At 56.4% G+C, this 25521-nt stretch carries 23 protein-coding genes; 8 read left to right on the top strand and 15 right to left on the bottom strand.

The genetic code is table 11. The features are described 5' to 3' along the window. Window positions 1-32: 32 nt before the first annotated feature. Window positions 33-1079 carry a GlxA family transcriptional regulator gene (locus D467_RS0107675; RefSeq protein WP_018916921.1) on the bottom strand — a complete coding sequence of 349 codons (1047 nt, stop codon included), beginning with the start codon at window positions 1077-1079 and terminating at the stop codon, window positions 33-35. A gap of 344 nt (window positions 1080-1423) precedes the next feature. Between D467_RS0107675 and dctP the strand changes: the two genes are divergently transcribed. From dctP to D467_RS0107660, 3 genes are all read left to right on the top strand, one after another. Next, window positions 1424-2452 (top strand): TRAP transporter substrate-binding protein DctP, encoded by a 1029-nt coding sequence (gene dctP, locus D467_RS0107670; protein ID WP_018916920.1) that lies wholly within the window; start codon window positions 1424-1426, stop codon window positions 2450-2452. A 63-nt stretch (window positions 2453-2515) separates the two neighbouring features. Then, a complete protein-coding gene (locus D467_RS0107665) occupies window positions 2516-3010 on the top strand; it encodes a TRAP transporter small permease (RefSeq protein WP_155826464.1) in 495 nt (164 codons plus the stop codon). After that, entirely contained in the window at window positions 3010-4293 is a 1284-nt protein-coding gene (locus D467_RS0107660) for a TRAP transporter large permease (protein ID WP_018916918.1), read from the top strand. The genes D467_RS0107665 and D467_RS0107660 overlap by 1 nt, the downstream gene beginning before the upstream one ends. A gap of 136 nt (window positions 4294-4429) precedes the next feature. Here D467_RS0107660 and D467_RS0107655 read toward each other — a convergent pair whose 3' ends face one another. Then, window positions 4430-5497, bottom strand: coding sequence for a substrate-binding domain-containing protein (locus D467_RS0107655; protein ID WP_018916917.1), 1068 nt, complete (start codon window positions 5495-5497; stop codon window positions 4430-4432). 140 nt (window positions 5498-5637) lie between these two features. Between D467_RS0107655 and D467_RS0107650 the strand changes: the two genes are divergently transcribed. From D467_RS0107650 to D467_RS0107630, 5 genes are read left to right on the top strand one after another with little or no spacing between them, the layout of a single operon-like run. After that, complete coding sequence (locus D467_RS0107650) at window positions 5638-6132, top strand: formate dehydrogenase subunit gamma (protein ID WP_018916916.1); 495 nt, start codon at window positions 5638-5640, stop codon at window positions 6130-6132. Then, window positions 6129-7685, top strand: a complete 1557-nt coding sequence (locus D467_RS0107645; RefSeq protein WP_018916915.1) for a formate dehydrogenase beta subunit — start codon at window positions 6129-6131, stop codon at window positions 7683-7685. Before D467_RS0107650 ends, D467_RS0107645 begins: the two co-directional genes overlap by 4 nt. After that, window positions 7682-10564, top strand: coding sequence for a formate dehydrogenase subunit alpha (gene fdhF / locus D467_RS0107640; RefSeq protein ID WP_018916914.1), 2883 nt, complete (start codon window positions 7682-7684; stop codon window positions 10562-10564). The genes D467_RS0107645 and fdhF overlap by 4 nt, the downstream gene beginning before the upstream one ends. Further along, a complete protein-coding gene (gene fdhD / locus D467_RS0107635; protein WP_018916913.1) occupies window positions 10561-11409 on the top strand; it encodes a formate dehydrogenase accessory sulfurtransferase FdhD in 849 nt (282 codons plus the stop codon). The genes fdhF and fdhD overlap by 4 nt, the downstream gene beginning before the upstream one ends. A gap of 11 nt (window positions 11410-11420) precedes the next feature. Beyond that, window positions 11421-11672 carry a formate dehydrogenase subunit delta gene (locus D467_RS0107630; protein ID WP_018916912.1) on the top strand — a complete coding sequence of 84 codons (252 nt, stop codon included), beginning with the start codon at window positions 11421-11423 and terminating at the stop codon, window positions 11670-11672. Window positions 11673-12081: 409 nt separating this feature from the next. Here D467_RS0107630 and ureG read toward each other — a convergent pair whose 3' ends face one another. From ureG to D467_RS0107565, 13 genes are all read right to left on the bottom strand, one after another. Next, window positions 12082-12711, bottom strand: coding sequence for an urease accessory protein UreG (gene ureG / locus D467_RS0107625; RefSeq protein ID WP_018916911.1), 630 nt, complete (start codon window positions 12709-12711; stop codon window positions 12082-12084). 12 nt (window positions 12712-12723) lie between these two features. Then, entirely contained in the window at window positions 12724-13434 is a 711-nt protein-coding gene (locus D467_RS0107620) for an urease accessory protein UreF (protein WP_018916910.1), read from the bottom strand. Continuing rightward, window positions 13424-13984, bottom strand: coding sequence for an urease accessory protein UreE (locus tag D467_RS0107615; RefSeq protein WP_018916909.1), 561 nt, complete (start codon window positions 13982-13984; stop codon window positions 13424-13426). The genes D467_RS0107620 and D467_RS0107615 overlap by 11 nt, the downstream gene beginning before the upstream one ends. 210 nt (window positions 13985-14194) lie before the next feature. Next, a complete protein-coding gene (gene ureC / locus D467_RS0107610) occupies window positions 14195-15910 on the bottom strand; it encodes an urease subunit alpha (RefSeq protein WP_018916908.1) in 1716 nt (571 codons plus the stop codon). After that, on the bottom strand, window positions 15907-16227 hold the full coding sequence (locus D467_RS0107605) for an urease subunit beta (protein ID WP_018916907.1): 321 nt from the start codon (window positions 16225-16227) through the stop codon (window positions 15907-15909). The genes ureC and D467_RS0107605 overlap by 4 nt, the downstream gene beginning before the upstream one ends. 51 nt (window positions 16228-16278) lie before the next feature. Further along, on the bottom strand, window positions 16279-16581 hold the full coding sequence (locus D467_RS0107600; protein ID WP_018916906.1) for an urease subunit gamma: 303 nt from the start codon (window positions 16579-16581) through the stop codon (window positions 16279-16281). Window positions 16582-16603: 22 nt separating this feature from the next. Then, the gene (locus D467_RS0107595; protein ID WP_018916905.1) at window positions 16604-17488 is read right to left on the bottom strand and encodes an urease accessory protein UreD; all 885 of its coding nucleotides are present in this window, start codon (window positions 17486-17488) and stop codon (window positions 16604-16606) included. Between the two features lie 312 nt (window positions 17489-17800). After that, the gene (urtE, locus tag D467_RS0107590) at window positions 17801-18508 is read right to left on the bottom strand and encodes an urea ABC transporter ATP-binding subunit UrtE (protein WP_018916904.1); all 708 of its coding nucleotides are present in this window, start codon (window positions 18506-18508) and stop codon (window positions 17801-17803) included. Next, window positions 18508-19344, bottom strand: a complete 837-nt coding sequence (urtD, locus tag D467_RS0107585; protein WP_018916903.1) for an urea ABC transporter ATP-binding protein UrtD — start codon at window positions 19342-19344, stop codon at window positions 18508-18510. Before urtD ends, urtE begins: the two co-directional genes overlap by 1 nt. Further along, window positions 19341-20531 (bottom strand): urea ABC transporter permease subunit UrtC, encoded by a 1191-nt coding sequence (urtC, locus tag D467_RS0107580; RefSeq protein ID WP_081621234.1) that lies wholly within the window; start codon window positions 20529-20531, stop codon window positions 19341-19343. The genes urtD and urtC overlap by 4 nt, the downstream gene beginning before the upstream one ends. A gap of 6 nt (window positions 20532-20537) precedes the next feature. Next, complete coding sequence (gene urtB, locus D467_RS0107575; RefSeq protein WP_018916901.1) at window positions 20538-22154, bottom strand: urea ABC transporter permease subunit UrtB; 1617 nt, start codon at window positions 22152-22154, stop codon at window positions 20538-20540. Between the two features lie 97 nt (window positions 22155-22251). Next, window positions 22252-23541 carry an urea ABC transporter substrate-binding protein gene (gene urtA / locus D467_RS0107570; RefSeq protein ID WP_244147818.1) on the bottom strand — a complete coding sequence of 430 codons (1290 nt, stop codon included), beginning with the start codon at window positions 23539-23541 and terminating at the stop codon, window positions 22252-22254. Window positions 23542-23980: 439 nt separating this feature from the next. Then, window positions 23981-25480, bottom strand: coding sequence for a tripartite tricarboxylate transporter permease (locus D467_RS0107565; protein ID WP_018916899.1), 1500 nt, complete (start codon window positions 25478-25480; stop codon window positions 23981-23983). Window positions 25481-25521 lie beyond the last annotated feature (41 nt).

Genomic DNA, 25521 nt, shown 5'->3' with positions numbered 1-25521 from the left:
GTTTAACCGGATGCTAATTTTTTAAACCGCTATTAGTTAGCTTCTGTCTGACACGACTTCCTAAACTGGCCGGGTGTAATGTTAAACAGCTGATAAAAACAGCTACGAAAATGGGAGATGCTTACAAACCCTGCCGCCACCGCTATTTCAGCAACGGGTTTATTAGTTTGCTGAAGTAGCTGGCGGGCGCGGGTTAGACGTAGCTCCATATAGTAGCGAGACGGGCTAGCGTTCACGTAGTTACAAAATAAGCGCTCTAGCTGACGTCTAGAAATATTGACCCAGTTCGCTATTTCAGAGATGGAGAGAGGTTCCTCAATATTATTTTTCATTAGCTGCAAGGACGTCTTGAGCTTTTCTGGCAGGGTTTGATTCTGATCAACCGAAATAGTGGATATGTCAGGCGAGTCCAACCCTTTATCACAGCTAAGCATCTCTTCAACGGCGCTGGCTACCTCATTGCTGCAATCCGCTCTTACGACTTCTAGCATCATACTTAAAGAGCTACTAGCGCCTGCACAGCTCAGCCGATTACGGTCCACAATGAAGCTGCGGGTCGATATAGATACTTCCCAGAATTCTTCTAGCATCATTGCCCGCCCGTCGGGGTGGTAGGCACACTGGTAGCCATTTAATAGGCCTGCTTCTGCAAGAAAGTAAGCTCCATTCCACAATCCTCCCAGTACCACTCCGTGGCTGTCAGCACTTTTTAGCTTATTACGTAAAAGCGCTGTCGTTTTGGGCCTTACCCTAAGCCCACCGCACACTATCAAGACATCCAACGGCATATGATAAATATCCAGCGCCGATAGAGAAATATCGTTTTTAACTTCGATACCTACGTCAGAAACCGTCACTCCCTCCTCACTGCCCACCACTAATACCTCGTAAACCGTTTTCGACTTCATCAAGTTAGTGGTGATCAGCGCATCAACTGCGCCTGTAAACGCCATCAGAGAAAAATTTTCAAGCAGTAAGAAAGCCACTCTTTTTACTTTTTTGTCAGCTTTTTCAGAAGGTTCTGACGCCAGATAAGCCATATTTTTATTTTTCAACAAGCTTGAAAACTTATCTTTCATATCAAGACCTCTTTTAATAATTATCGCTACACAAGGCTACTGCTGAAAAACATCCCACCCTCTTTTCGAGAGGAAAATATGTAAGAGGTAGCACTGGATCGTCTAAAAAAGTTCACCTAGCATGCTTTTTAATCTAATCGAGAAAGCTTCATTCACAGCTTCCCGAACAAATAAATAAGTTTTAACTATCTGACAATTAAATCGTTAATTAAAAAACAGCGTGAAAGTTCCATTTATTCCTAGCAATGTCGTCAATACCATCCTTAATGTCGCAAAAGCAACCCTTTCCATCAAGGCTACTGCCGCAAGATGAAGCTTCCCCTCCCCGCTCCAGAGAAAAATAGATGAATAATTCTAAAAGCAAAAAGCTCATTCTCAGCGCCTCTGCCGTCGCCTTTCTAACTATTATTCAAAGCGCTCAGGCAGACAATATTTCGTTAAAATTTCACAGCGGCCTTGCTCAATCCAGGCCTGAAGCTAACCAGATTGAAAGATTTGCAAGCTTAGTTGATGAAAAATCTGGTGGAGAGCTAAAAATTGAGGTGTATCACGCGGGTGCCTTAGGTTTAAAAGAAGCCGACATGCTTAGAATTTTGCAGCAAGGCATGGTCGATATGGCGCTACTGTATGGTGAATATTACACCCGTGATGCACCGGCCCTGGCTTCTGTTTACGCTCAAGGGGCTATTACTGAAGCATCGCAGCACAACGACATTCTTGATGTCATCAGAGAACTATACGATGAAGGCTTCGCGAACTGGAACATTCATATAGTTGGCGGCGTCGTGGCTCCCATCTTTGATGTTGGTTTGCACTGCAAAGAGCCGGTCAACACGTTAGAAGAGCTGCAGAATAAAAAGGTGCGTGTCTGGTCAAGGCACTTAGTCGATACGTTTGATTTACTTGGTATTTCTGCACAGGTCATTCCGCAAAACGATATGTACATGGCCCTGCAAACGGGTGTCGTAGACTGTGCCTACTATTTATCGACGGTTGCACCAACGGTGTCTTTACAAGAAGTGACCGAATACGAGGCGTACTTACATCCGTGGGCGGCTTCTCCATGGCTTTTCGGTATTAGTGAGCGAGCTTTATCACGCTTAAACGATAACCAGCGCCAAGCCCTGGAAGCCGCTGGCCAAGAAATTTGGCAAGAAACTGCTGCTACCGCCGTTGATCCAGAGCGCGAAGCACAGGCTCGACAAGAACGTGAAGCACTCGGCATTACCATGCTCCCCGCCTTTTCTGATGAAGACCAAAACACCTTCGTAACCGCTGCTTGGGAGGCATGGCAAGCCATGGCTGAAGAGTCAGGCGAAGAAGGTGTGCGTTATTACCAAACAGTCACCCAGGCACTCTCAGAAAACCACTAATTAAAGCGCAAAAAAAGCCAATCTGATGATTGGCTTTTTTGGGAGTCAACAATGCTAGCAAGAATGAGCAGTATTATTCATAAGACAGCTTACGGTGCGTTCCTGTTGGGTGTGGCCAGCGGTATTAGCATGACCATACTGATCTTTGTCAGTACGTTTATGCGCTACCTGGGCGGCCGGCCGCTACGGTTTTCAGATGAACTTGCTGGCCTGCTTTTCCTATCTTTAACGTTTCTCTGCCTGCCCCATGTACTTAACAAAGGACGCCATATTCGAATTGAAGTATTAATTAATATTGTGCCCGCTGGCATGGCTAAGTTAATGGACTTTATTGGTGTTATTACACTGCTTACATTCTGCTCTTTCTTTGCTTATGAATCCTGGAACTTCATGGATTTCTCATTCTCGCTTAACTCACGCACGGATATTAGCGGTATTTTATTGTGGCCGTGGATGATGATTATGCCGTTATCGATGGTGCTCTGCATTTTGGTTCAGATCACTCATGGCTTGAAGCAGCCAGCCTCTGACGTCAACTTAACTGAGGATGCAATTTAATGAGCTGGCTACTATTAAGCGGGAGTTTGGTGATTTTTTTGACGAGTGGCGCCATTTTGGGTGCTGCATTGGGCCTAACGGGTATGCTGTTGCTCCATTTCCAAGCAAACGGAGCGACTCCCTTAGCGATTAACGCTACTTGGAACATGCTGACAGATTTCACCCTTAGCGCCGTTCCTTTATTTATATTTTTGGGTGAAATACTGCTGGCAAGTGGTGTATCCAAGCGCGTCTACAATGGGCTTACCCCTCTATTTGCCCGCGTGCCTGGCCAACTACTGCATACTAACATTGCCGTTTGCACGCTGTTTGGTGCTGTGAGTGGCTCTAGTACATCCACGGCAGCTGCCATAGGCGCGGTCGGCTATCCGGAACTGAAAAGCAGAGGCTATAACCCAAACGTGGTGGTGGGCACACTGGCTGCGGGCGGCACGCTTGGCCTGCTAATTCCTCCCAGCCTAGCTCTTATCATTTATGGGGCAACGCAAAATGTATCTATCGGCAAGCTCTTTATCGCAGGCATGCTGCCAGGACTACTGATCGCGTTAGCCTTTTCCACATGGATTATTATCCGCTCTAAAATTGGCGAGCCTGTTACACCTACATTTAAAGAGAAAGTAACGCGCTCACATATTGTGAATGGACTAAAAGAGATTTGGCCTTTACCTGTACTGATTTTCTTTGTACTGGGCACCATTTATATGGGTATAGCAACGCCAACGGAGTCAGCAGCGCTTGGGGTAGTGGCCAGTATTGTGCTTGGGCTAACGTGGGGCGATTTAACATTTAAGCGGCTTTGGCAGGCGTTTAAACATGCATCAATCATGTTTACCGCTATTGGCATGATTTTAATCGGCACGGTTATTCTTTCTCAAGCAGTCAGCCTGCTGGGTATCCCTCGTGCAGCGGTCGAAACCATTGGCAACTTTGGCCTAGGCCCTTATGGCATATTATTGATGATCGTTATCGTCTATATCGTTTTGGGATGTTTTTTTGACGGTATATCCCTACTGCTCATGACACTTCCTATCACGTTTCCGATGATAACCAGCTTAGGGTTCGACCCGATCTGGTTTGGTATTATTGTTACTCTACTCATCGAGATAGGCATGATAACGCCTCCCGTGGGGCTTAACCTGTTTGTCCTTTCTTCCATCTCTAAAAATGAAGTAGATTTAACCGCTGCCGCGAAAGCTTCGCTTCCTTATTGGCTTATTCTACTAGGTGCCGTAGGGGTGTTTACGCTATTTCCTAACATCATTCTCTGGATAACCCAGTACTAACGGTCCATCTTTTCGGGTTTCTATTCGATCAAACGGCCCGCTTTTAGCTAAAGCGGGCCGTTTTATTAAACATACTGGCTGACTTATATAGAGGCTACACGCTGCCGCTGTATGGCCCTGATCAATCAAGTGTCCTTCAATGCTTTGCTATCAGCACCTCACTTGGCTCAATAATATTGCCACACTGGCTTGGGCTATAGCCCGGTAGGCGCCCGACCGCTTCCTGGAAGGGTTCACCCTGCAGTATTTCCAGGAAAGCGCGAAACCGAGGTTCTTTCAGGGAGCGGTGGTGGCAGGCCAGCAGGTAATCTTCGATGGCCAGTGGTATAAAATCCAAGCCAAACTTCTGCGCGGCGGCTTCTACGCCAAAGCCGGTATCCGCCATGCCCGCCGCCACATACGCCGCAACAGCCGAGTGGGTGTACTCCTCGATTTCATAACCACGAATGTTGGTACTTGAAACCGCCGCTTCAGAAAGCAGGCAGTCCAGCAGCGAACGCGTGCCTGACGATGCCTGGCGGTTTACGAAACGTACGGCCTTATTAATAAGCGACTCTACGCCGGTGATGCCTAGCGGGTTGCCCGGCGCGACCATTAGCCCCTGGGTTCTGGCGATAAAGCCAATCACCCGGTGCTCGCGGGGCTTTAAAAGACCTTGGTACGTATCGCGAACACGCTCGCCCACGGCACCACGCGGCAGGTGAAAGCCCGCCACATCGCAGCTGCCTCGATTGAGCGCTGCCAGCGACTCCTGCGGGCTGCAGTACTGTAAATCCAGCGGTATTTCTTGCAGATGCTTAGGGAGTAGTTCAACGGCAAAGCCGTGACTGGCATGTAGACGCAAAACCGATAGCGCTCCCTGCTGCTGTTGCTGAATGGCGAGATTGAGTTCAGACCCCAGGCTTTCCAACTGTGGCCCCAAACGGGCGATGGCGCGCTGCTCGGCCCATAGCAGCTTTTCGCCCAGTAGCGAAAGCTGCGCCCCCCGCCCACGCTGCAACTCGACCAGCGGCACGCCAAAAAAATCGCCGCCCTGGCGCAATAAGTTCCAGGCGTGCCGGTATGAGATACCCACGTCTGCGGCGGCATGCGTTAACTTACCCCGCCGATATACCGCACTCAGCAGGCGAAGTAGCTGTAAATCCAACTGATTCCCCGCCTCATCGCGAAAGCACCAGGTGGGAATGACGGTAATTTTTTTCATTGGCATAAATTTTCATATTTTGTCTCTGTTAGCTTGATGCTAGCGTTACATAGACCGTGGTGCACGCCTTTTTCATATCTACTCTAAATAAGCATAAGCGTGCATATATGCAAACAATAATCAGCACCAGGAGAGACATGATGAACAAGTCTCAAGAATGGTCGTTGCAGTCGATCCAGACTGAGATCAACGCTCTTCATCACAAACCAGGCGCGTTGCTGCCAATTCTGCATGCTCTCCAGGACCGCTTCGGCTTTATTCCTTCAGAGGCCATACCCCTTATTGCCGAATCACTGCAACAGACCCGTGCCGAAGTGCATGGCGTTATCAGTTTTTATCACCATTTTCGTACCACGCCACCGGGACGCCACGTGGTACAGATCTGCCGTGCCGAGGCCTGCCAGTCGGTAGGCGCGCGCCAGCTGGAAGCTCACGCCAAGGCGCGCCTGGGGGTTGATTACCATCAAACGACGCCTGACCGCGAAATTACCCTTGAAGCCGTTTATTGCCTTGGCAACTGCGCCTGTGGCCCGTCGATCCGTGTGGACGACAGCGTTCGCGGGCGGGTTACGCCCGAAGCCTTCGATGCGCTGCTCGATGAGCTGCAAACCCGGCCGCTGGAGGTGATGGCATGAGCATTCGCGTTTTTGTCCCCCGCGATACCACTGCACTAGCGCTGGGCGCTGATGCTATCGCCAACCGGCTGGCGCGTGAAGCCGCGGCCCGTGGTGAGCCCATTACGCTGGTGCGCAACGGCTCCCGCGGGCTTGCCTGGCTGGAACCGCTGGTCGAGGTGGAAACCCCAACCGGCCGGTTCGCCTACGGCCCGGTTACCTCTGCCGATATACCCGCGCTGCTCGAAAGCGGCATGCTGGAAGGCAGCGTCAATCATTCCCTGGCGCTGGGGCCAACCGAAGACATCGACTATCTCGCCCGCCAGCAGCGTCTTACCTTTGCGCGTATCGGCATCACCGACCCGCTATCGATTGATGACTACCGCGCCCACAGCGGCTTTGTTGGTCTTGAGGCTGCGCTGGCCCTTGAGCCGCAGGGTATCGTCGAGGAAGTGAAGGCCTCCGGGCTTCGCGGTCGCGGCGGCGCGGCGTTCCCTACCGGCATCAAGTGGCAGACGGTGCTCGACACGCCCGCCGATCAAAAGTACATCGTGTGTAACGCCGATGAAGGCGACTCCGGCACCTTCGCCGACCGGCTGGTGATGGAGTGCGACCCCTACATGCTGATCGAGGGCATGACCATTGCCGGGCTCGCGGTGAAGGCAACTCAGGGCTACATCTACCTGCGCTCGGAATACCCGCTGGCCAAGGAGGTTCTTGACGAGGCCATTGCCCGCGCCGAGCAGGCCGGCTTTCTGGGTGAGAACCTTTGCGGCAGCGGCCGCGCCTTTCATCTGGAAGTGCGCCTGGGCGCCGGCGCGTATATTTGCGGTGAAGAAACATCGCTGCTTGAAAGCCTGGAAGGCAAGCGCGGCCTGGTGCGCTTCAAGCCACCGCTGCCCGCCATTGAAGGTCTGTTTGGCCGCCCGACCGTGGTCAACAACGTGCTCTCGCTGGCCGCCGTGCCGTTTATCCTCGCTGAAGGCGCTGAGGCTTACGCCTCGCACGGCATGGGTCGCTCGCGGGGCACGCTGGCACTTCAGCTGGCGGGCAACGTTCAGCGCGGAGGGCTCATAGAACTGGCCTTCGGCACCACGCTGCGCACTCTAATGGAGGAGTTTGGCGGCGGCACGCTAAGCGGCAAACCGCTGCGTGCCGTGCAGGTAGGCGGACCGCTGGGTGCCTATTTGCCTGAAGCGCAGTGGGACCTGCCGCTGGACTACGAAGCCTTCGCGGCAGAAAGTGCGGTGCTGGGCCACGGTGGCGTAGTGATGTTTGACGAGAGCGTGGACATGGCCGAACAGGCGCGCTTCTCGATGGAATTCTGCAAGGTAGAGTCCTGCGGCAAATGCACGCCGTGTCGTATCGGCTCGACCCGTGGCGTGGAGGTCATCGACCGTATCCGCGCCAATCATAACCGCGAGGACAACCTCGCCCTGCTCCATGACCTCTGCGAAACGATGGTGGATGGCTCGCTCTGCGCCATGGGTGGCATGACCCCCTTCCCGGTACAAAGCGCGCTCAAATACTTCCCTGACGATTTCCAGCGGGCCGCGAACGGAGACAGATCATGATCGGACACTTTGACCCCAAACAGTACGCCAGAAGCGCCGCCCACGATAAAGACCTGGGCACGCCTTTCCCAACCGGTACGGCGCTGGTGAACCTGGAAATTGATGGCATTACCATCACGGTACCGGAAGGCACTTCGGTACTGCGCGCAGCGGCACTGGCCGATATCAATATTCCCAAACTGTGCGCCACCGACAGCCTGGAGCCGTTCGGCTCTTGCCGATTATGCGCCGTAGAGGTAGAGGGCCGCCGTGGGCTGCCAGCCTCCTGCACCACCCCTGTGGTAGAAGGCATGAAGGTCACCACCCAGAACGAGCGTCTCGCTAAACTGCGCCGCAACGTGATGGAGCTGTATATCTCCGACCACCCGCTGGACTGCCTGACGTGCCCGGCCAACGGCGACTGCGAGCTGCAGGATATGGCGGGCAGCGTGGGGCTGCGGGAAGTGCGCTACGGGTTTGACGGTGAGAATCATCTGCAGGCCACCAAAGATGAATCCAACCCCTACTTCAGCTTCGACCCCAGCAAGTGCATCGTCTGCTCGCGCTGCGTGCGCGCCTGCGAGGAAGTGCAGGGCACCTTCGCGCTGACTATCGACGGCCGCGGGTTTGATTCCAAGGTGGCGGCGGGGCAGGACGAAGCGTTCATGGACTCGGACTGCGTCTCCTGTGGTGCCTGCGTTCAGGCCTGCCCAACCGCCACGCTGATGGAAAACAGCGTGATCGATCACGGCGTGCCGGATAGAAGCGTCGTCACCACCTGCGCCTACTGCGGTGTGGGCTGTTCGTTCGAGGCTCAGATGAAGGGCGATAAGCTGGTCCGCATGGTGCCGTACAAGGGTGGCGACGCCAACCACGGCCACTCGTGCGTGAAGGGGCGCTTTGCGTTCGGCTACGCCACTCACCCGGACCGCCTGACTACTCCGATGATTCGCGAGAGCATCGACCAGCCATGGCGCGAGGCCAGCTGGGAAGAAGCCATCGGCTTTGCCGCCAGCCGTCTGAAGGCGATTCAGGCCGAGCATGGCCGCGAAAGCATCGGCGGCATCACCTCGTCACGCTGCACCAACGAAGAGACCTATCTGGTTCAGAAGTTGATTCGCGCGGCGTTTGGCAACAACAACACCGACACCTGTGCGCGAGTCTGCCACTCGCCCACCGGCTACGGCCTGAAAACCACGCTGGGCGAGTCGGCGGGCACCCAGACTTTTGACTCGGTGATGAAGGCCGATGCGATCATCGTGATCGGCGCCAACCCCACCGACGCCCACCCGGTGTTTGGTTCAATGATGCGCAAGCGCCTGCGCCAGGGTGCCAAGCTGATCGTCGCCGATCCGCGCCGTATCGACCTGCTTAAGACTCCGCACCTGAATGAAGCCCAGCACCTGCCGCTGCGCCCCGGTACTAACGTCGCGCTGATCAATGCGCTTGGGCATGTGGTGATCACCGAAGGCCTGGAAGACCAGGCGTTCGTCGCCAAACGCTGCGACACCCAGGCGTATCAGAGCTGGCGCACGTTTATCGCCGACCCGCGCCACTCCCCGGAGGCCAGCGAGGCGATCACCGGCGTGGCCGCAGCAGCCGTACGCCAAGCGGCACGCACCTATGCCACGGCCGGTAACGGCGCTATCTACTACGGCCTGGGTGTTACCGAGCACAGCCAAGGCTCCACCATGGTGATGGGGATCGCCAACCTGGCCATGGCCACCGGCAATATCGGCCGCGAGGGTGTGGGCGTCAACCCGCTGCGCGGACAGAACAACGTACAAGGTTCGTGTGACATGGGCTCTTTCCCCCATGAGCTTCCGGGCTATCAGCACGTCGCCGACCCAATCGCGCGTGGCCGTTTCGAAGCCGCCTGGGGCGTGCAGCTCGACGACGAGCCAGGGCTGCGCATTCCTAATATGTTCGATGCCGCCATTGAAGGCACCTTTAAGGCGCTTTACGTGCAGGGCGAGGACATCGCCCAGTCCGACCCCAACACCCAGCACGTCGAGGCGGCGCTGCGCTCGCTGGACTGCCTGATCGTTCAGGATATCTTCTTGAACGAGACGGCCAAGTTCGCCCACGTGCTGCTGCCAGGTTCGAGCTTTTTGGAGAAGAACGGCACCTTTACCAATGCCGAGCGACGTATCAACCGGGTGCGCAAGGTCATGCCACCGGTAGCTGGCAAGCAGGATTGGGAAATCACTCAGGATCTGGCCAATGCGCTGGGCTACCCGATGCAGTATGTCCATCCATCCGAAATCATGGATGAAATCGCTAGCCTAACACCGAGCTTCACCGGTGTGAGCTACGCCAAACTTGAGGAGTACGGCAGCCTGCAGTGGCCGTGTAACGACGAGCACCCGCACGGCATGCCGACCATGCATGAAATCAACTTCCCCATCGGCCTGGGACGCTTTGCGATTACCGAGTACGTAGCCACCGAGGAGCGCACCAATCGCCGCTTCCCGCTGCTTTTGACTACCGGGCGGATTCTCAGCCAGTACAATGTTGGTGCCCAGACCCGGCGCACCGACAACCAGCACTGGCACGACGAGGATGTGCTGGAACTGCACCCAAGCGACGCCGAAGTGCGCGGCGTGCGCGACGGCGACTGGCTGGGGATAACCAGCCGCTCGGGCCAGACGGTACTGCGCGCAAGGCTGAGCGAGCGCATGCAGCCTGGGGTGGTCTACACTACCTTCCATCACCCGGGCAGCGGTGCCAACGTTATCACCACCGATAACTCGGATTGGGCCACCAACTGCCCCGAATACAAGGTTACCGCCGTGCAGGTAGAAAGAGTCAGCCAACCTTCCGCCTGGCAGCAGCGATTTAACGCTTTTGACCAGGCCCAGCGCGGCTATCTGGCGAAGGCGCAACAGGAGGTGCCATGAGCGCAGACCGCGAAGGCGGCACGCCACCCCAACCGGATACCGCCCTAGCGCGCTTGCCGGTTGAGGTGCGCAAGAGCGCAACCGGCTGGTTCGCCGATATGCAGGAAGACACCCTGGCTTTGGAGGTGCCGGTGGCGCTAGTCTACAACGGCATCTCCCATGCGGTGATGATGGCAAGCCCCACTGACCTTGAAGATTTGGCTTTGGGGTTCAGCCTGACGGAGGGCATTCTGGCTCATCCCCACGAATGTTATGACCTGGAGCTTCGCGAGGAAGCTCAGGGCCTGGCCGTTCATATGACCATCGCCACGCAACGGCTGGCCGAACTCAAGCAGCGCCGGCGCAGCCTGACCGGACGCACCGGCTGCGGGCTATGCGGCACCGAGGCGCTGGAGCAGGCCATTCGGCCGATCCCGCCGGTAACTGCGCCGCCGCTCAATGACGCGGCCATTCAGCACGCCCTGGGAGAGCTTGCCGACTATCAGCCGTTAAAGGCGGCGACAGGCGCCGTGCACGGCGCCGCCTGGTGTGATTTACACGGGCGCATTCAGCGGCTGCGTGAGGATGTGGGCCGCCATAACGCCTTGGACAAGTTGATCGGCTCGCTTGCCCGCGATGCAGCACCACTTGTAGAGGGCTTTGTGCTGGTTTCCAGCCGTGCCAGCTATGAAATGGTGCACAAGTGTGCCAGTGCCGGGATTGGCGCGCTGGTCGCCGTTTCCGCCGCGACGGCCCTGGCAGTGGAGCAGGCGCGCGCGGCAAACCTGCTGCTGGCGGGTTTTGCTCGCCCCGGTCGTCATTTGATATACCACCGCCCTGTGGCGGCCGCTATGGCTGAATACTGAGGAGACACGCGATGTCGACGAACACCGATGCGAACCTGATAAACATGATTAATCAGATTGCCGCCAACCTGGGCGGCGGGCGCGATGAAGAGGCTGCCGCCACCGCAACGTGCCGCCACCTGGAAACATTCTGGGCACGCCCCATGAAGCAGCGCTTGGTTGCCAACCTGGCACTTGAAGGCGTCGAATTTTCACCTCTTGCACGACGCGCTGCCACGCTGCTGGCGACCCGTCTCTCCGAGCGACAAAGCATCGCTCGCTAGAACATAAAAAGGCTTGCCGGTCGGCAAGCCTTTTTTGTATTCGCACATCGCTATTTTCCCAGTAGCGCACTTTATACTCATCTTCAGTATGCGCACCGAGTATCGCTTTATTGAGCAACCAAACGGCTTTCTGCATTAGCATTTCATGCTGTTAACCAGCCTGCCAAATCGCCGCTATCAATTTGACTTTTATCAATATTCTCCTAAAAAGCGCTGATTTTTTAACCAATTCATCGCTTAAATACAGTATAAATTCAACTTTATAACCTAGGTTAAGGATATAAGTAATCACAACGTTCACTGTAACGACGTGGTGGCCAGGGACGGCCCGTTTGGCAAGATGCCAACCACCCTTTTTTGGCTGCCATGACCTTTTACCGCCTGGTCATGGCAGCCTTTTTATTTATGTCTATTCAATAACTTGTGGACGCCTTTCGTCCAGCATCCCTTTATCCAGAATGAACCGGATAATCTCCTCAAGCCCTACCCCGTCATACAGATTGGTAAACACGAATGGTCGTTCGCCGCGCATCTTTTTTGAGTCGCGCTCCATAATCTCAAGCGACGCGTGAACCTGCTCGGCAATATCAATCTTGTTGATAATCAGCAGATCCGATTTGGTAATTCCCGGTCCGCCTTTACGGGGGATTTTATCGCCCGCTGAGACATCGATCACATAAAGGGTTAAATCGGAAAGCTCGGGGCTAAACGTCGCCGAAAGATTATCGCCCCCCGACTCCACCAGCACTAGCTCGAGCTTGGGGTGGCGCGCCTGTAGCTCATCAATGGCCGCCAGATTCATTGAGGCGTCTTCACGGATGGCCGTATGCGGGCAGCCGCCTGTTTCTACGCCCAGAATGCGGTCAGCCGCCAGGGCATCGTGCTTGAGCAGAAAATCAGCGTCTTCGCGGGTATAAATATCGTTTGTCACCACTGCGATGTCGTAATAGTCGCGCAGTGCCAGGCAGAGTTGCTTGAGTAGCGCCGTTTTACCGGAACCTACGGGGCCGCCCACACCGATACGTAAACAGTGAGTCATGGTAAGTATCTCCTAACTTCTAAACAGCCGTGAATATTGAGTTTCGTGTAGGGCGCTGGCCAGCGCCAGCCCCGGCAATACAGGGCCAAGATCCTGATCGCCGAGCGTTAACGCTTCATCTACCGCGCTAACCAGCGGCGATCGCAACTGTTCGATAATCCGCTGAGCGGCCGTATGGCCAAGGGGTAGCGCTTTACAGGCCACCGCCAGCTGGTTTTCAAGCCATGCCCAGCCAAATCCGATTAGCGCCTGACGAATGCTCACGCCCCGCGCATGGGCGGTAAACGCAAACAGCGTGACATAGCCCGGCTGAACCGGTAACAAGGACGGTAGTAAGCCCTCACTGGGTAGCAGATCAAGGCTGCCCAACAGCCGCTTGAGAGAGGCCCCCAAGCGACTGTCTTCAGCGGCAAGCTCGGCGGTTTCCCGCGTGGCACTCAGCCAATCATCCCACTGGGTAATCGCCGCGCTGTCGTGCTGCGTAAACGCCGTATATAAGCGGGCAATTACCGGTAGTTCACAGCGGGTCAGGCCATCTTCCAGCACGCCGGAAAGCCACTCGGCCAACGTCTGTTCATCGTGCACCCAGCCAAGTTCAAAGGCGCTTTCCAACCCTTGAGAAAACGCAAAGGCCCCGATGGGCAGTGCCGGGCTGACTAGCTGCATCAGCCCGAGCAGGGCTAGATCAGGCTGGCTGCCAAACGCTGCGGATTCAGTGGGCATGGTGATGGCTGTGGTCGTGGTCGTGGTCGTGGTCGTGGTCGTGGTCGTGGTCGTGGTCGTGGTCGTGGTCGTGAGCATGCGAGTGCCCGTGTGAATGACCATGTCCACCCGCTTGGTTATAGGCGCCCGGCTCTGGATCAAACGTGGCCTCATGGTGCTCAAGCGTTGCGCCCAGCAGTTCAGCCAGCTCCTCCAACACGTGATCGGGCGGAAAGCGTACCCAACCGCCGCGCTCGTCTTCGCCCAGCGCCAGCTGCACGTGTCGGTTGCCCAAGTGGTAAGCAAGCCGCGCCAGGGGTAAGCCAGTACTTACTCGCGCGGTCACCACCGGTTCAATGGCGGCGCATACGCGAATGACCTCGCCGCTTTCCGCTTTTAAGCCTTCACCACTGCGCAGTACGGGGCCACGGTCTAAAAACAGCCCCAGCGCCTGGCCATTGTCGCTTTCGGCTTTTAGACGCCCGCGGATGCGCAGTTCAAAGGGAAGTGTGAGCGTATCGCTGGCTGCGCTTTCATCCACAAGGCCTAAACGTTCTATCAGTTTCAGCATCGATATCGTCCTGTTATAACCTTTACGGGCAAGCCGGGAGCAGCCCTACGAGAGGGCGCTGTAAATACCTCCCTGTACGCTACTTTTGCCATCTGACCTCCATGGATGGAGGAAATGCCGGAAATGTAGGGAACATTTTCCGGCCATGGCAAAAGACCCTCTCTACGGGCTGCCCCCGGCGTCCACGTCACGGGGGTCAATCATCAAGAATTAAAATAGGTGGTAGCGTTGAGCCAATGGCAGCTCTGTGGCGGGCTCGCAGGTTAACAGCTCGCCATCGCAGCGCACTTCGTAAGTTTGCGGGTCAACGGTCAGTTCCGGGCAGGCGTCGTTGAGCTTCATATCCTTCTTACGCACCCCGCGTACGTTCTTGCACACGGCAAGCGTGCTCTGAAGCCCCAAGCGCTCCTTGAGGCCTGCATCAATCGCCGCCTGGCTGACAAAGTTGAGCCGGGTCTGGCTGGCCGCGCGGCCAAAAGCGCCGAACATGCGTCGATAATGAACCGGCTGGGGCGTAGGGATCGAAGCGTTAGGGTCGCCCATAGGTGCTGCCGCGATCATGCCGCCTTTTAAAATCAGCGACGGCTTAACGCCAAAAAACGCCGGTTTCCAGAGCACCAGATCGGCCAGCTTGCCTACCTCAATAGAGCCCACCTCATGAGCGATACCGTGGGTAATCGCCGGGTTGATGGTGTACTTGGCGATATAGCGTTTGGCACGCAGATTATCGGCACCAAGCGCTTCGTCTTCAGGCAGCAAGCCACGCTGTACTTTCATTTTATGCGCGGTTTGCCAGGTGCGGCAGACCACCTCGCCTACCCGCCCCATTGCTTGAGAGTCGGAGGCGATCATCGAGATCACACCCAAATCGTGCAGTATATCCTCGGCGGCAATGGTTTCACGGCGAATGCGTGAGTCGGCAAACGCCACATCTTCGGGGATATTGGGATCCAGGTGGTGACAAACCATGAGCATATCCAGATGCTCGTCGATGGTATTGACCGTATAGGGCCGCGTGGGGTTGGTGGATGACGGCAGCACGTACTCTTTGGAACACGCGGTGAGGATATCCGGCGCGTGCCCACCGCCCGCGCCTTCAGTATGGTAGGTGTGAATGCCACGCTCTTTAAATGCCGCCAGGGTGTCTTCCACAAAGCCCGATTCATTGAGAGTGTCGGTGTGAATGGCGATCTGTACGTCGTAGCGCTCGGCCACGCTCAGGCAGGTATCAATCGAGGCGGGCGTCGTGCCCCAGTCTTCGTGAAGCTTGAGGCCCATGGCGCCCGCTTCCAGTTGGGCTTCCAGAGCCTCAGGCAGGCTGGCATTACCTTTGCCCAGCAGGCCGATGTTCATGGGCAGGTCATCCACCGCCTGAAGCATTTTACCAATATGCCACGCGCCCGGCGTACAGGTGGTGGCATTCGACCCGGTGGCCGGGCCGGTGCCGCCGCCCAGCATGGTGGTGACGCCACTCATCAGCGCTTCGTCTACCTGCTGGGGGCAGATAAAGTGGATATGCGCGTCGATGCCGCCCGCGGTCAGGATCTTGCCTTCGCCCGAGATAATTTCCGTACCGGGCCCAATCACGATATCCACATCGGGCTGTACGTCAGGGTTGCCCGCTTTGCCAATCGCAGCAATACGCCCATTCTGCAGCCCCACATCGGCTTTGACGATGCCCCACCAATCGAGAATCAGCGCGTTAGTGATGACGGTGTCCATGACGGTTTCATCGTTACGCTGGCTTTGGCCCATGCCGTCACGAATCACCTTACCCCCGCCGAATTTGACCTCGTCGCCATAGTGGGTGGCGTCTTTTTCGACTTCGATCCACAGCTCAGTATCGCCCAGGCGCACCCGGTCGCCTACCGTGGGGCCATACATATCGGCGTAGGTCTGCCGACTGATCCTGTTCCCCGGTTTCATTGTTTATCTCCGTCCAGCGGTCCCATTACATCGCCACGAAAGCCATAGATTTCCCGCTTACCCACAAATGGAATCAGCGTGACTTCGCGAGTCTGGCCGGGCTCGAAGCGGATCGCGGTACCTGCGGCCACGTCGAGGCGAAAACCGCGGGTCTTGTCGCGATCAAACACCAGCGCGGGGTTGGCCTCGGCAAAGTGGTAGTGGGAGCCGAGCTGAATCGGCCGGTCGCCGGTGTTCGCCACGTCTACCGTGATTCGCGCACGCCCCACGCACAGCTCGATATCACCCTCTTTTAACTGATACTCACCGGGAATCATGGCAGCCTCCTGACGGCTGATAGCTGGTTGCTGATAGCTGGTTGCTGATAGTTAGTTGATGGGCGTATGAACAGTCACGAGTTTCGTGCCATCCGGGAAAGTGGCTTCGACCTGGACTTCGTCGACCATTTCAGCCACGCCTTCCATCACGTCATCACGGCTCAGAATCTCGCGCCCGTAGCTCATCAAATCCGCCACACTGCGACCGTCCCGAGCACCTTCGATAATCTCGAAACTGATCAGCGCGACCGCTTCGGGATAGTTAAGCTTCAACCCTCGCGCTTTGCGCCGCTCGGCAAGCTGGGCGGCGGAAAACAGCAGCAGCTTGTCTTTATCTCTTGGGGTTAATTCCATAAGGCGTCTCCATCAGAATCGATTAAGTTAACCAAATACGTGGAATATGGGCCTCACGCTCAATCCAGCGCGGGCGCAGCAAGTGCCAGGCCTGTTCGCACAGCGCCCAGGCTTCATTTCGTGAGTCACCCAGATAGCGCAGCAATAAAACACCCTGGCGCACCGTTACCGCCCAGCGCGGGTTATCCGGCAGGGCATTACGCAGCTCATCAATCACCGCTGGTGCATCGCTAATTCCTACCGCCCAGAGCGTGGCCTGCACCGTGGCGCCGCCCTGCCCCCAGCGCCCTGTAAAGCGCGGGTGCAGTGGATCTAGCGGCTGGCGCTCTAACCACAGCGGCTTGCCATCCAGCGTCAAACGAAAATACTGTTCAATGCGCCCCGACAAGTACGGCAGCTCGCTCGCCGGGCGGCCCAAGGCCATGACTTCCCAGCCTAAACAGCGAGCACTGCCGTGAAGGTCAATATGAGTACGCTGTTCGCCTTTAGAGCCATCAAAAGCAATGGTTTCCTGAGGTAGCCACTCAAGCGTTGCGCCATCGGCGACCTCAAGTTCGGTGCGCTGGCTCCAGGCCACCCCTTGGCTATCGGCCTTATAAAGCTTATTCGCCGCCGGGGTGGTCAACAGGGCATGTGCGCCCTGCTCGACGTATGCCTTGATGGTGAGCGCGTCGCCGCTGACCAATCCGCCGGGTGGGTGCAGCACGTAGATATGGCACGCCTCCTCGCGGCCTTCAGGATAAAACGGCCGCTGGACCCGAAGTGGCCCCTGGTGGCGTGCCTGAATTAACCGCGTGGCGCCTTCGCGCTTGGCAAAACGCAGCGCCAGTGAGGCCGCCCAGTGGCGTTCCTGGTCAAAGCGGTGGCCGGAGCCCGCAAGCGGTGGGGCGAGTTCGCGAAAGGTCATGGAAGACGGTCGCATCCTTTTGAATAGGTCATAGCCTTTCAAATGCAAGGAATGCGCCAAAATGGTGAAAAGTGGATTTTACTAACGATTTTTACTAACTCTGTACTGGTTTAATCTTCATAGCCAATAAGCGTCAAATACTGATTGCACCAAAAAAGACCATCAAAAAAGCCTGCCGCACCACAAGAGCACAAGCGACTAATCAAATAAACACCTGATGCATAACCTTCCGCTTCTAAATCTGGTCATATAAGGGCGGAAGGTTTTTAGCGCATCATTCACATGCGGAGGCCGAAACCAGCTGTGGATAACTTAAACCGTTAGGTGCTGCTTGATCAGCTCATTGGAAAGCTCGCTGATATCGCCTTTGGCGACCGGGCGGCCGCGATCCATGATCACAAAGCGGTCGGCGTATTTGCGCGCAAAGGGCAGCTTCTGCTCGACCAGCAGTACCGTTAGGCCGTCTTCGGCAATCAATTGGCGAATCACCTGGCCAATTTGGGCAACGATATTGGGCTGAATGCCCTCCCCCGGTTCATCCAGAATTAGCAGTTTGGGCTCGATCACCAGGGCCCGGCCAATGGCGAGCTGCTGCTGTTGCCCGCCGGATAAGTCACCGCCGCGGCGGTGCCTCATCTCCTTAAGCACTGGGAACAGCTCATAGATACGCTCGGGGATTTTTTTCAGCCCGTCGTTGCGTACGGCAAGGCCGGTACGCAGGTTCTCTTCTACGGTGAGTAGCGGGAAAATCTGCCGCCCTTGCGGTACAAAGCCAATGCCCAGCCGAGAACGTGCCTCCACGGCTTTTTGGGTCAGCTCAACCGCTTCGCTGCCCAACTGGTAGCGTAACTGGCCGCTTTTCACCGCTACTTCGCCCATGATGGCTTTCATCAGCGTGGTTTTACCCACCCCATTTCGTCCCATCACACAGGTGCACTGGCCAGCGGGCACGTCCAGGTCCAGATCCCATAGCGTGTGGCTTTCCCCGTAAAACTGGTTGAGCTTTTCGATTGCGAGCATCAGGCGGCCTCCTCGTCATCAGCACCCAGGTACACTTCGACTACGTTGGGGTCGTTTGAGACCTGATCCATGCTGCCTTCGGCCAGCACACTCCCCTGGTGTAGCACGGTCACCTTGCGGGCAATCGAGCGCACAAAACCCATGTCGTGTTCCACAACGACCACCGACTGCTTACCCGCCAAACCGGTTAGCAGTTCGGCGGTACGCTCCATTTCCTGCTCGGTCATCCCCGCGACCGGCTCATCCACCAGCAGCAAGCGCGGGCGCTGCATCAGCAACATGCCAATTTCCAGCCACTGTTTCTGGCCGTGGGAGAGAATTCCGGCGGGCTGATAGCGCAGTGAAACCAGGCCGATAGTTTGCAGCACTTCGTCGATGCGGTCTTTAATTTCACCGGTCATGCGCGCGGTTAGCGTGGGCAATATCCGCTTGTCAGCGGCCATGGCAAGCTCCAGGTTTTCAAACACGCTTAGCGCTTCAAACACCGTGGGCTTTTGAAACTTGCGCCCGATACCGAGGCTCGCGATCTCCGGCTCGTTCATGTTTAAAAGGTTATGGCGGCTGCCGAACCAAACGCTGCCCTCGGTGGGCCGCGTCTTGCCGGTGATGATATCCATCATGGTAGTTTTACCCGCGCCATTGGGGCCGATAATGCAGCGCAGTTCGCCATCATCGATGGTCAGATTGAGGTTATTGATCGCTTTAAAGCCATCAAAGGTTACCGTGACGTCTTCCATATACAGAATAGGGCCATGGCGAACATCAACTGGCGAGGCGTCTGGCGCCATAAAGTCAAACACCCGGTCGCGGGCTTTGAGTGATTGCAGCAAACTCATACGATAGCCTCCTGAGTACCCGCGTTGTCTGATGTAGCGGCACGGCGGCGCTTACGCAGAAGCCCCGCTACGCCTTTGGGTAGAAATATCGTCACGAGGACAAACATCGCGCCGAGAGCAAACAGCCAGGCATCGGGCATTACCCCGGTAAAGATGGTCTTGGCGTAGTTGACTAAAATCGCGCCGATGACCGCGCCATACAGGGTGGCCCGCCCGCCCAGTGCAACCCAGAGTACGATTTCAATGGAAAACAGTGGGGAGAACTCGCTGGGATTAATAATGCCCACCTGAGGCACGTAAAGCGCACCGGCCAGCCCCGCGATCATCGCGGAAACCACAAACACAAACAGCTGAAAGCGCTCCACCCGGTAGCCGATAAAGCGCGTACGCGCTTCAGCATCCCGTGTGGCCACACACACCCGGCCCAGCTTGCTGGAAACAATCGCCCGGCACAGGATATAGCTCAGCGCGAGTGCGACGCCGGTGGCCAGGAAAAGCCCCAGACGTGTGTCGTTGCTGCGTAGGTTAAAGCCTAAAATCTCGCGAAAATCGGTCAGGCCGTTGTTGCCGCCAAAGCTCATTTCGTTACGAAAGAACGCCAGCATCAGCGCAAAGGTAAGCGCCTGGGTAATAATTGAGAGATACACCCCGGTCACCCGCGAGCGAAACGCCAGAAAGCCGAACACCAGCGCCAGAAGCCCCGGCGCCAGCAGCACCATGGCAAACGCAAACCAGGCCATATCAAAGCCTTGCCAGTACCAGGGCAGGCTGTCCCAGCTCAGGAAAACCATGAAATCCGGCAACTCCGGGTGGCCGTAGGTGCCTCGGTCACCAATCTGGCGCATCAGGTACATGCCCATGGCGTAACCGCCAATGGCAAAAAACGCGCCGTGGCCCAGGCTTAAAATACCCAGGTAACCCCACACCAGATCCACCGCAACGGCGAGCAGCGCATAGCTTAAGTACTTGCCGAACAGGTTAACCGTGTAGGCGTTAACGTGCAGCGGGCTGCCTTGAGGCACCACGGTATGCAGCACCGTGACGAGCAGCAGCGCAGCCAACAGCACGCCCAGGAAAATCTGCGTGGCGCGCTCGCCAAACGGGCGGGCAAGCCAAAACTGGCTTGAAGGTGACGATCTTGAAAGTGACGGTTTTGAAAGTGGCGATTTTGAAAGTACTTGGGTCATCATGGGTTAGCCCTCCGCAGCCCGGCCCTTCTGCGGGAAGAGTCCACGCGGGCGTTTTTGAATAAACAGGATGATAAACACCAGTACGATAATCTTGGCCAGCACCGCGCCCGCCCAGGGCTCCAGCACCTGGTTGATCACGCCCAGCGACAGCCCGGCTACGAGCGTTCCCCACAGATTGCCCACACCGCCGAACACCACCACCATGAACGAATCGATGATGTAGTTCTGGCCGAGGTTCGGCCCCACGTTGGTGAGCTGGGAAAGCGCGACCCCGGCAAGCCCGGCAACGCCCGAACCCAGCGCAAAGGTCAGGATATCCACGCGCGTCGCACGAATACCCATGGAGCGTGCCATGGCGCGGTTCTGGGTCACGGCGCGCACTTCAAGCCCCAGGCGCGTGCGGCGCATGATCAGCATCAAACCGGCGAACACGACCAAGGCAAAGGCGAGTACCACCATGCGGTTAATGGTCAGCGACAGCGCATCGTTGATCACCAGCGAGCCGCTCATCCACTCAGGCGTAATCACCGTGCGGTTAAGTGGTGAGATCCCAGTGCGCACCAGCTGCTGCAGAATCAGGCTGATACCGAAAGTGGCGAGCAACGTCTCAAGCGGACGGCCTTTCAGAAACTGAATAACGCTGCGCTCAATCGCGACACCCACGAGGGCGGCGACCAGAAAGCCGGCCGGAATGGATAGCACCAGCGCCAGCCCCGGCTGGCCGGGCAACAGCTGCTGCATCATCCAAGTGGTATACGCCCCCAGCATCATCAGCTCGCCGTGGGCCATGTTGATCACGCCCATCACGCCAAAGGTAATCGCGAGGCCAATGGCGGCCAGCACCAGTACCGATCCCAGGCTCAAGCCAAAGTAGAGCGTTTCAATCCCTCGGTTGATTTTCAGGTTCTGCTCCACGCTGACAAGCGCGGCGCGGGCGGCATCTGCGACCACCGGGTCGTCGCCATTGGCTGCGCGGCTCAGAGCCACCCGAGCACGGGGATGCAGGCTGCCGGTAAGCGCTTCAACGCCGGCCATTTCGCCCTGCTCGGCGTGATAAATCGCCACCGCTTGGCTTAGCCGGGTACGCACCTGACTATCGTCTTCTTCCAGTATCAGTTCATTGATCGGCTCGACCAGCTCGCTGTCCACTTCCCCCAGCAGTCGAGCGGCGGAGGTGCGGCGGCGTTCCAGATTGGGCGAATAGAGATCCACCACGGCAATCGCGCTGCGCAGCTGGTTACGCAGCGCGTTATTGATACCCACGCGGTTCAGGTCGCGACGTGACATTTCACCCAGCGGTTCATTCGTCAAGGCGTCGGCCACCGGCCACTCGCGGCCACTGTTATCGAGTACGACAACAAATTGACCATCGTCGGCACGTTGCAAGCGGCCATCCAGCAGGGCCTGCAACCAATCGCGGGCGCGCTCGTCGTCGCTTTGTAAAATGGCGGTGATGGCCTCGCCTTTATCGCGGTAGGAATCAACATCCAGTGCATCAAGAAGCGCAAGCGCAGCGGTATCATTAGGCGGGGAAGTGGCGGCTTCCGTTTGTGCCTGTGCAGTGAGGGTGAACCCCAACAGCAGGCAGCAGAGCAGCGCCAAGGAAAGGAAACGCCTCATAGGGTTCTTCCTTTGGTTATCCAAGTGAGAAAGGTAGCGTGCTCCTTGCCGCGCCGGATTTAACGGCGCGACAAGGAAGGCTTTTTAGCGCAGGTGATTACTCGGCGAGTGCCGCTTCGGCTTCTTCAGCGGCGGTGCTGCCACCGCACGAGCCGTTCACGACGTTGAAGTTGCCGCACTCCATGGGCTTGCGCCAATCGGCAATCAGATCGCGCGAGCCGGGCAGATAGTCAGACCAGGCATCCCCCGCCACCGTTGAAGGCGTTTGCCAGACGATGTCGAACTGACCATTGTCCTGAATTTCACCAATCAGAACCGGCTTGGTGATGTGGTGGTTGGGCATCATCGCCGCATAGCCGCCGGAAAGGTTGGGTACGGTCACACCGATGATGGCGTCTTTCACCGAATCGACATCGGTAGTGCCCGCTTTACGCACTGCTTCGGCCCACATGTTAAAGCCAATGTAGTGAGCTTCCATGGGGTCATTGGTGACGGCTTCCTCGTCGCCGGTGTAATCGATCCAGGCGTCGATAAAGTCGTAGTTGTCGTCACTATCGACGCTCATGAAGTAGTTCCAGGCGGCCAGATGCCCGACCAGCGGGCCAGTATCAATACCGGTAAGTTCCTGCTCGCCAACCGAGAAGGCGATAACCGGAATATCGGCGGCGTCGATCCCCTGGTTAGAAAGCTCGGTGTAGAACGGCACGTTGGCATCGCCGTTAATCGTCGAGATCACGGCGGTCGGTTTGCCCTCTTCACCAAAACGACGAATCTCGGAAACGATGTTCTGCCAGTCCGAGTGACCGAATGGTGTGTAGTTGACCATGATGTCTTCTTGCTCAATACCGTGCTCATCCTTGAGGAAGGCTTCAAGAATGCGGTTGGTAGTGCGCGGATAGACGTAGTCGGTGCCGATCAGCGCAAAGCGCTCAATGCCTACTTCGTTGATCAGATACTCAACCGCCGGAATCGCCTGCTGGTTAGGGGCAGCCCCGGTATAGAACACGTTTCCAGATGACTCTTCGCCCTCATACTGCACCGGGTAGAACAGCAGGCCGTTTAACTCTTCGACCACCGGCAGCACGGCCTTACGCGATACCGAAGTCCAGTTACCGAAAATGACATCAACCTCTTCCTGGGCCAGAAGTTCACGGGCACGTTCGGCAAACAGCGGCCAGTTGGAGGCCGGATCAACCACCACCGCCTCCAACTGGCGGCCTAACAAGCCCCCTGCGTCATTTTGCTGCTCAATCAGCATCTCGACCGTATCCTTGAGGACGGTTTCACTGATTGCCATGGTGCCGGACAGAGAGTGCAGGATACCGACTTTGATCGGGTCGTCGCTCTGATCGGCGCTTTGGGCAATGGCCTGGGCGCTGGCGCCCATAACGGCGGCGGCCAGTACAGAAGTGATAAAACGGCGAGAAAGGACATGGTGATGTTGTATGGCCACTTGAATCTCCTTGCACCCTTTATAGCTGGGGCTTGTTATGAGGGCTTCGCGACCGAGCTGACTGCCATTACGTGTGATTATTATGGGCACGACATCGACTCGGTACGTCCACGAGGACGTAGCCACTAGCATTTGCAAGGGGTGCGCCACATTGAAACAAAAGCCAGTATTAACTTTTCAATCAATTACTTGGATATATTTAAAAAGCTACCATTTTGATCTTTTGCACTGCGATAGCGCGTACATACATTTCCGGCGCACACTTCGCATGCACCAGGACGACGCTTTGCACCAACAGTGCACTTTAAGGTTTCAGATACAAAAAACGCCCGGGGAAACCCAGGGCGTTTTGATCAAACCGTTTGATGAGTGCTTATTCGGCAGCAGCCGCCGCGCGTTTACGACGCTTTTTCAACAGCGGTAAGCCTAGCGACAGCAGCGCGATGACCAGCAGCGAGAGTGAAATCGGTTTATCAATAAATGTCATCCAATCACCACCGGAGATCTGTAGCGCACGGCGCATGGACTCTTCCATGATATTGCCCAAGATCAGCGCCAGGATCAGCGGGGCCGCCGGGAAACCAAACAGGCGCATGCCCAGGCCCAGCAGACCAAAGCCCAGCAGCAACAGCAGGTCAAATACGCTAAAGCTCATGCCGTACACGCCGATCATGCAGAAGATGAGAATCAGCGAGAGTAGCAGCGGCTTGGGTAGATCCAGAATCTTGGCGATCAGCGGAATCAGCGGCAGGTTCAAGACCAGCAGGAAGATGTTGCCGATATACATACTGGCTACCACGCCCCAGAACACGTCCGGGCGTTGCTCAAGCATCATCGGGCCGGGTGTAACGCCCATCACCAGAAGCGCGCCCAGCAGTACCGCCGTGGTGCCCGAACCCGGTACACCCAAGGTTAAAAGCGGTACAAACGAGCCGGTACACGCCGCGTTATTGGCCGCTTCCGGCGCCGCAACGCCTTTAATATTACCCTTACCGAAGGTGTCACCGTCTTTGGCAAGACGCTTTTCCATGCTGTAGCCCAAAAATGAGCCAATCGTCGCTCCTGCGCCCGGCAGTACGCCGGTAAAGAACCCAAGCACAGAGCTACGGCTAACAGGGCCCGCGATCTCTTTCACTTCACTGCGGGTGAGCTTTAACGAGCCAATGGCATTACGCGGGGCTTCTTTACCACCACCGCCGCGCAGCAGCATGTAGAACACCTCGGCCAATGCAAAGATACCTAACGCCACCACCAAAAAGTCGATGCCATCCAGCAATTGAATAGAGCCAAAGGTGAAGCGTTCGGTACCGGTTTGCAGGTCGATGCCCACAATCGAGATGATCACCCCGACCACGGCGGCAATGAGGCCTTTGACCAGCGACTTATCCGACAGCGAGACCACCGCGGTTAAGCCCAACACCATCAATGCAAAGTACTCAGCAGGGCCAAAACTTACCGCTACCTTGGAGAGCAAGGGCGCGACCAGCATCAAAAAGATAACCGAGACGGTTCCGCCTACAAAAGAGGAGTAAGCGGCGATGGCCAGCGCCTTACCCGCCAGGCCTTTTTTGGCCATCGGGTAGCCATCAAAAGACGTGGCGACCGTGCCTGCAACGCCTGGGGCGTTGAGCAGAATAGACGAAGTGGAGCCACCAAAAATGGCGCCATAATACACCCCTGCCATCAGAATCAAGCCGGATGAAGGCTCCATGGCAAAGGTGATGGGAATCATTAAAGCCAGCGCGCTGATCGGCCCAAGACCGGGCAGCATGCCGATAATCGTACCGGCAAACACACCGGCAAACACATAAGCGATATTGATAGGCTCGAGCGCGATGCCGAAGCCGTACATCAAATTATTTAAGGCATCCATGGGATCTACTCTCTCAAAAACCAGCTCAGAAACGACGCAGG

The organism is Vreelandella zhanjiangensis DSM 21076, from assembly GCF_000377665.1.
GTDB classification, from domain to species: domain Bacteria; phylum Pseudomonadota; class Gammaproteobacteria; order Pseudomonadales; family Halomonadaceae; genus Vreelandella; species Vreelandella zhanjiangensis.
Note: the sequence above shows the minus strand (reverse complement) of the source record. Positions and strands in the feature narration are given on the sequence as shown.

Excerpts from the sequence above, each read along its gene's own strand:
- D467_RS0107675 (WP_018916921.1), bottom strand. The coding sequence starts at position 1,079 with ATGAAAGATAAGTTTTCAAGCTTGTTGAAAAATAAAAATATGGCTTAT.
- dctP (WP_018916920.1), top strand. The coding sequence starts at position 1,424 with ATGAATAATTCTAAAAGCAAAAAGCTCATTCTCAGCGCCTCTGCCGTC.
- D467_RS0107665 (WP_155826464.1), top strand. The coding sequence starts at position 2,516 with ATGAGCAGTATTATTCATAAGACAGCTTACGGTGCGTTCCTGTTGGGT.
- D467_RS0107660 (WP_018916918.1), top strand. The coding sequence starts at position 3,010 with ATGAGCTGGCTACTATTAAGCGGGAGTTTGGTGATTTTTTTGACGAGT.
- D467_RS0107655 (WP_018916917.1), bottom strand. The coding sequence starts at position 5,497 with ATGAAAAAAATTACCGTCATTCCCACCTGGTGCTTTCGCGATGAGGCG.
- D467_RS0107650 (WP_018916916.1), top strand. The coding sequence starts at position 5,638 with ATGAACAAGTCTCAAGAATGGTCGTTGCAGTCGATCCAGACTGAGATC.
- D467_RS0107645 (WP_018916915.1), top strand. The coding sequence starts at position 6,129 with ATGAGCATTCGCGTTTTTGTCCCCCGCGATACCACTGCACTAGCGCTG.
- fdhF (WP_018916914.1), top strand. The coding sequence starts at position 7,682 with ATGATCGGACACTTTGACCCCAAACAGTACGCCAGAAGCGCCGCCCAC.
- fdhD (WP_018916913.1), top strand. The coding sequence starts at position 10,561 with ATGAGCGCAGACCGCGAAGGCGGCACGCCACCCCAACCGGATACCGCC.
- D467_RS0107630 (WP_018916912.1), top strand. The coding sequence starts at position 11,421 with ATGTCGACGAACACCGATGCGAACCTGATAAACATGATTAATCAGATT.
- ureG (WP_018916911.1), bottom strand. The coding sequence starts at position 12,711 with ATGACTCACTGTTTACGTATCGGTGTGGGCGGCCCCGTAGGTTCCGGT.
- D467_RS0107620 (WP_018916910.1), bottom strand. The coding sequence starts at position 13,434 with ATGCCCACTGAATCCGCAGCGTTTGGCAGCCAGCCTGATCTAGCCCTG.
- D467_RS0107615 (WP_018916909.1), bottom strand. The coding sequence starts at position 13,984 with ATGCTGAAACTGATAGAACGTTTAGGCCTTGTGGATGAAAGCGCAGCC.
- ureC (WP_018916908.1), bottom strand. The coding sequence starts at position 15,910 with ATGAAACCGGGGAACAGGATCAGTCGGCAGACCTACGCCGATATGTAT.
- D467_RS0107605 (WP_018916907.1), bottom strand. The coding sequence starts at position 16,227 with ATGATTCCCGGTGAGTATCAGTTAAAAGAGGGTGATATCGAGCTGTGC.
- D467_RS0107600 (WP_018916906.1), bottom strand. The coding sequence starts at position 16,581 with ATGGAATTAACCCCAAGAGATAAAGACAAGCTGCTGCTGTTTTCCGCC.
- D467_RS0107595 (WP_018916905.1), bottom strand. The coding sequence starts at position 17,488 with ATGACCTTTCGCGAACTCGCCCCACCGCTTGCGGGCTCCGGCCACCGC.
- urtE (WP_018916904.1), bottom strand. The coding sequence starts at position 18,508 with ATGCTCGCAATCGAAAAGCTCAACCAGTTTTACGGGGAAAGCCACACG.
- urtD (WP_018916903.1), bottom strand. The coding sequence starts at position 19,344 with ATGAGTTTGCTGCAATCACTCAAAGCCCGCGACCGGGTGTTTGACTTT.
- urtC (WP_081621234.1), bottom strand. The coding sequence starts at position 20,531 with ATGACCCAAGTACTTTCAAAATCGCCACTTTCAAAACCGTCACTTTCA.
- urtB (WP_018916901.1), bottom strand. The coding sequence starts at position 22,154 with ATGAGGCGTTTCCTTTCCTTGGCGCTGCTCTGCTGCCTGCTGTTGGGG.
- urtA (WP_244147818.1), bottom strand. The coding sequence starts at position 23,541 with ATGGGCGCCAGCGCCCAGGCCATTGCCCAAAGCGCCGATCAGAGCGAC.
- D467_RS0107565 (WP_018916899.1), bottom strand. The coding sequence starts at position 25,480 with ATGGATGCCTTAAATAATTTGATGTACGGCTTCGGCATCGCGCTCGAG.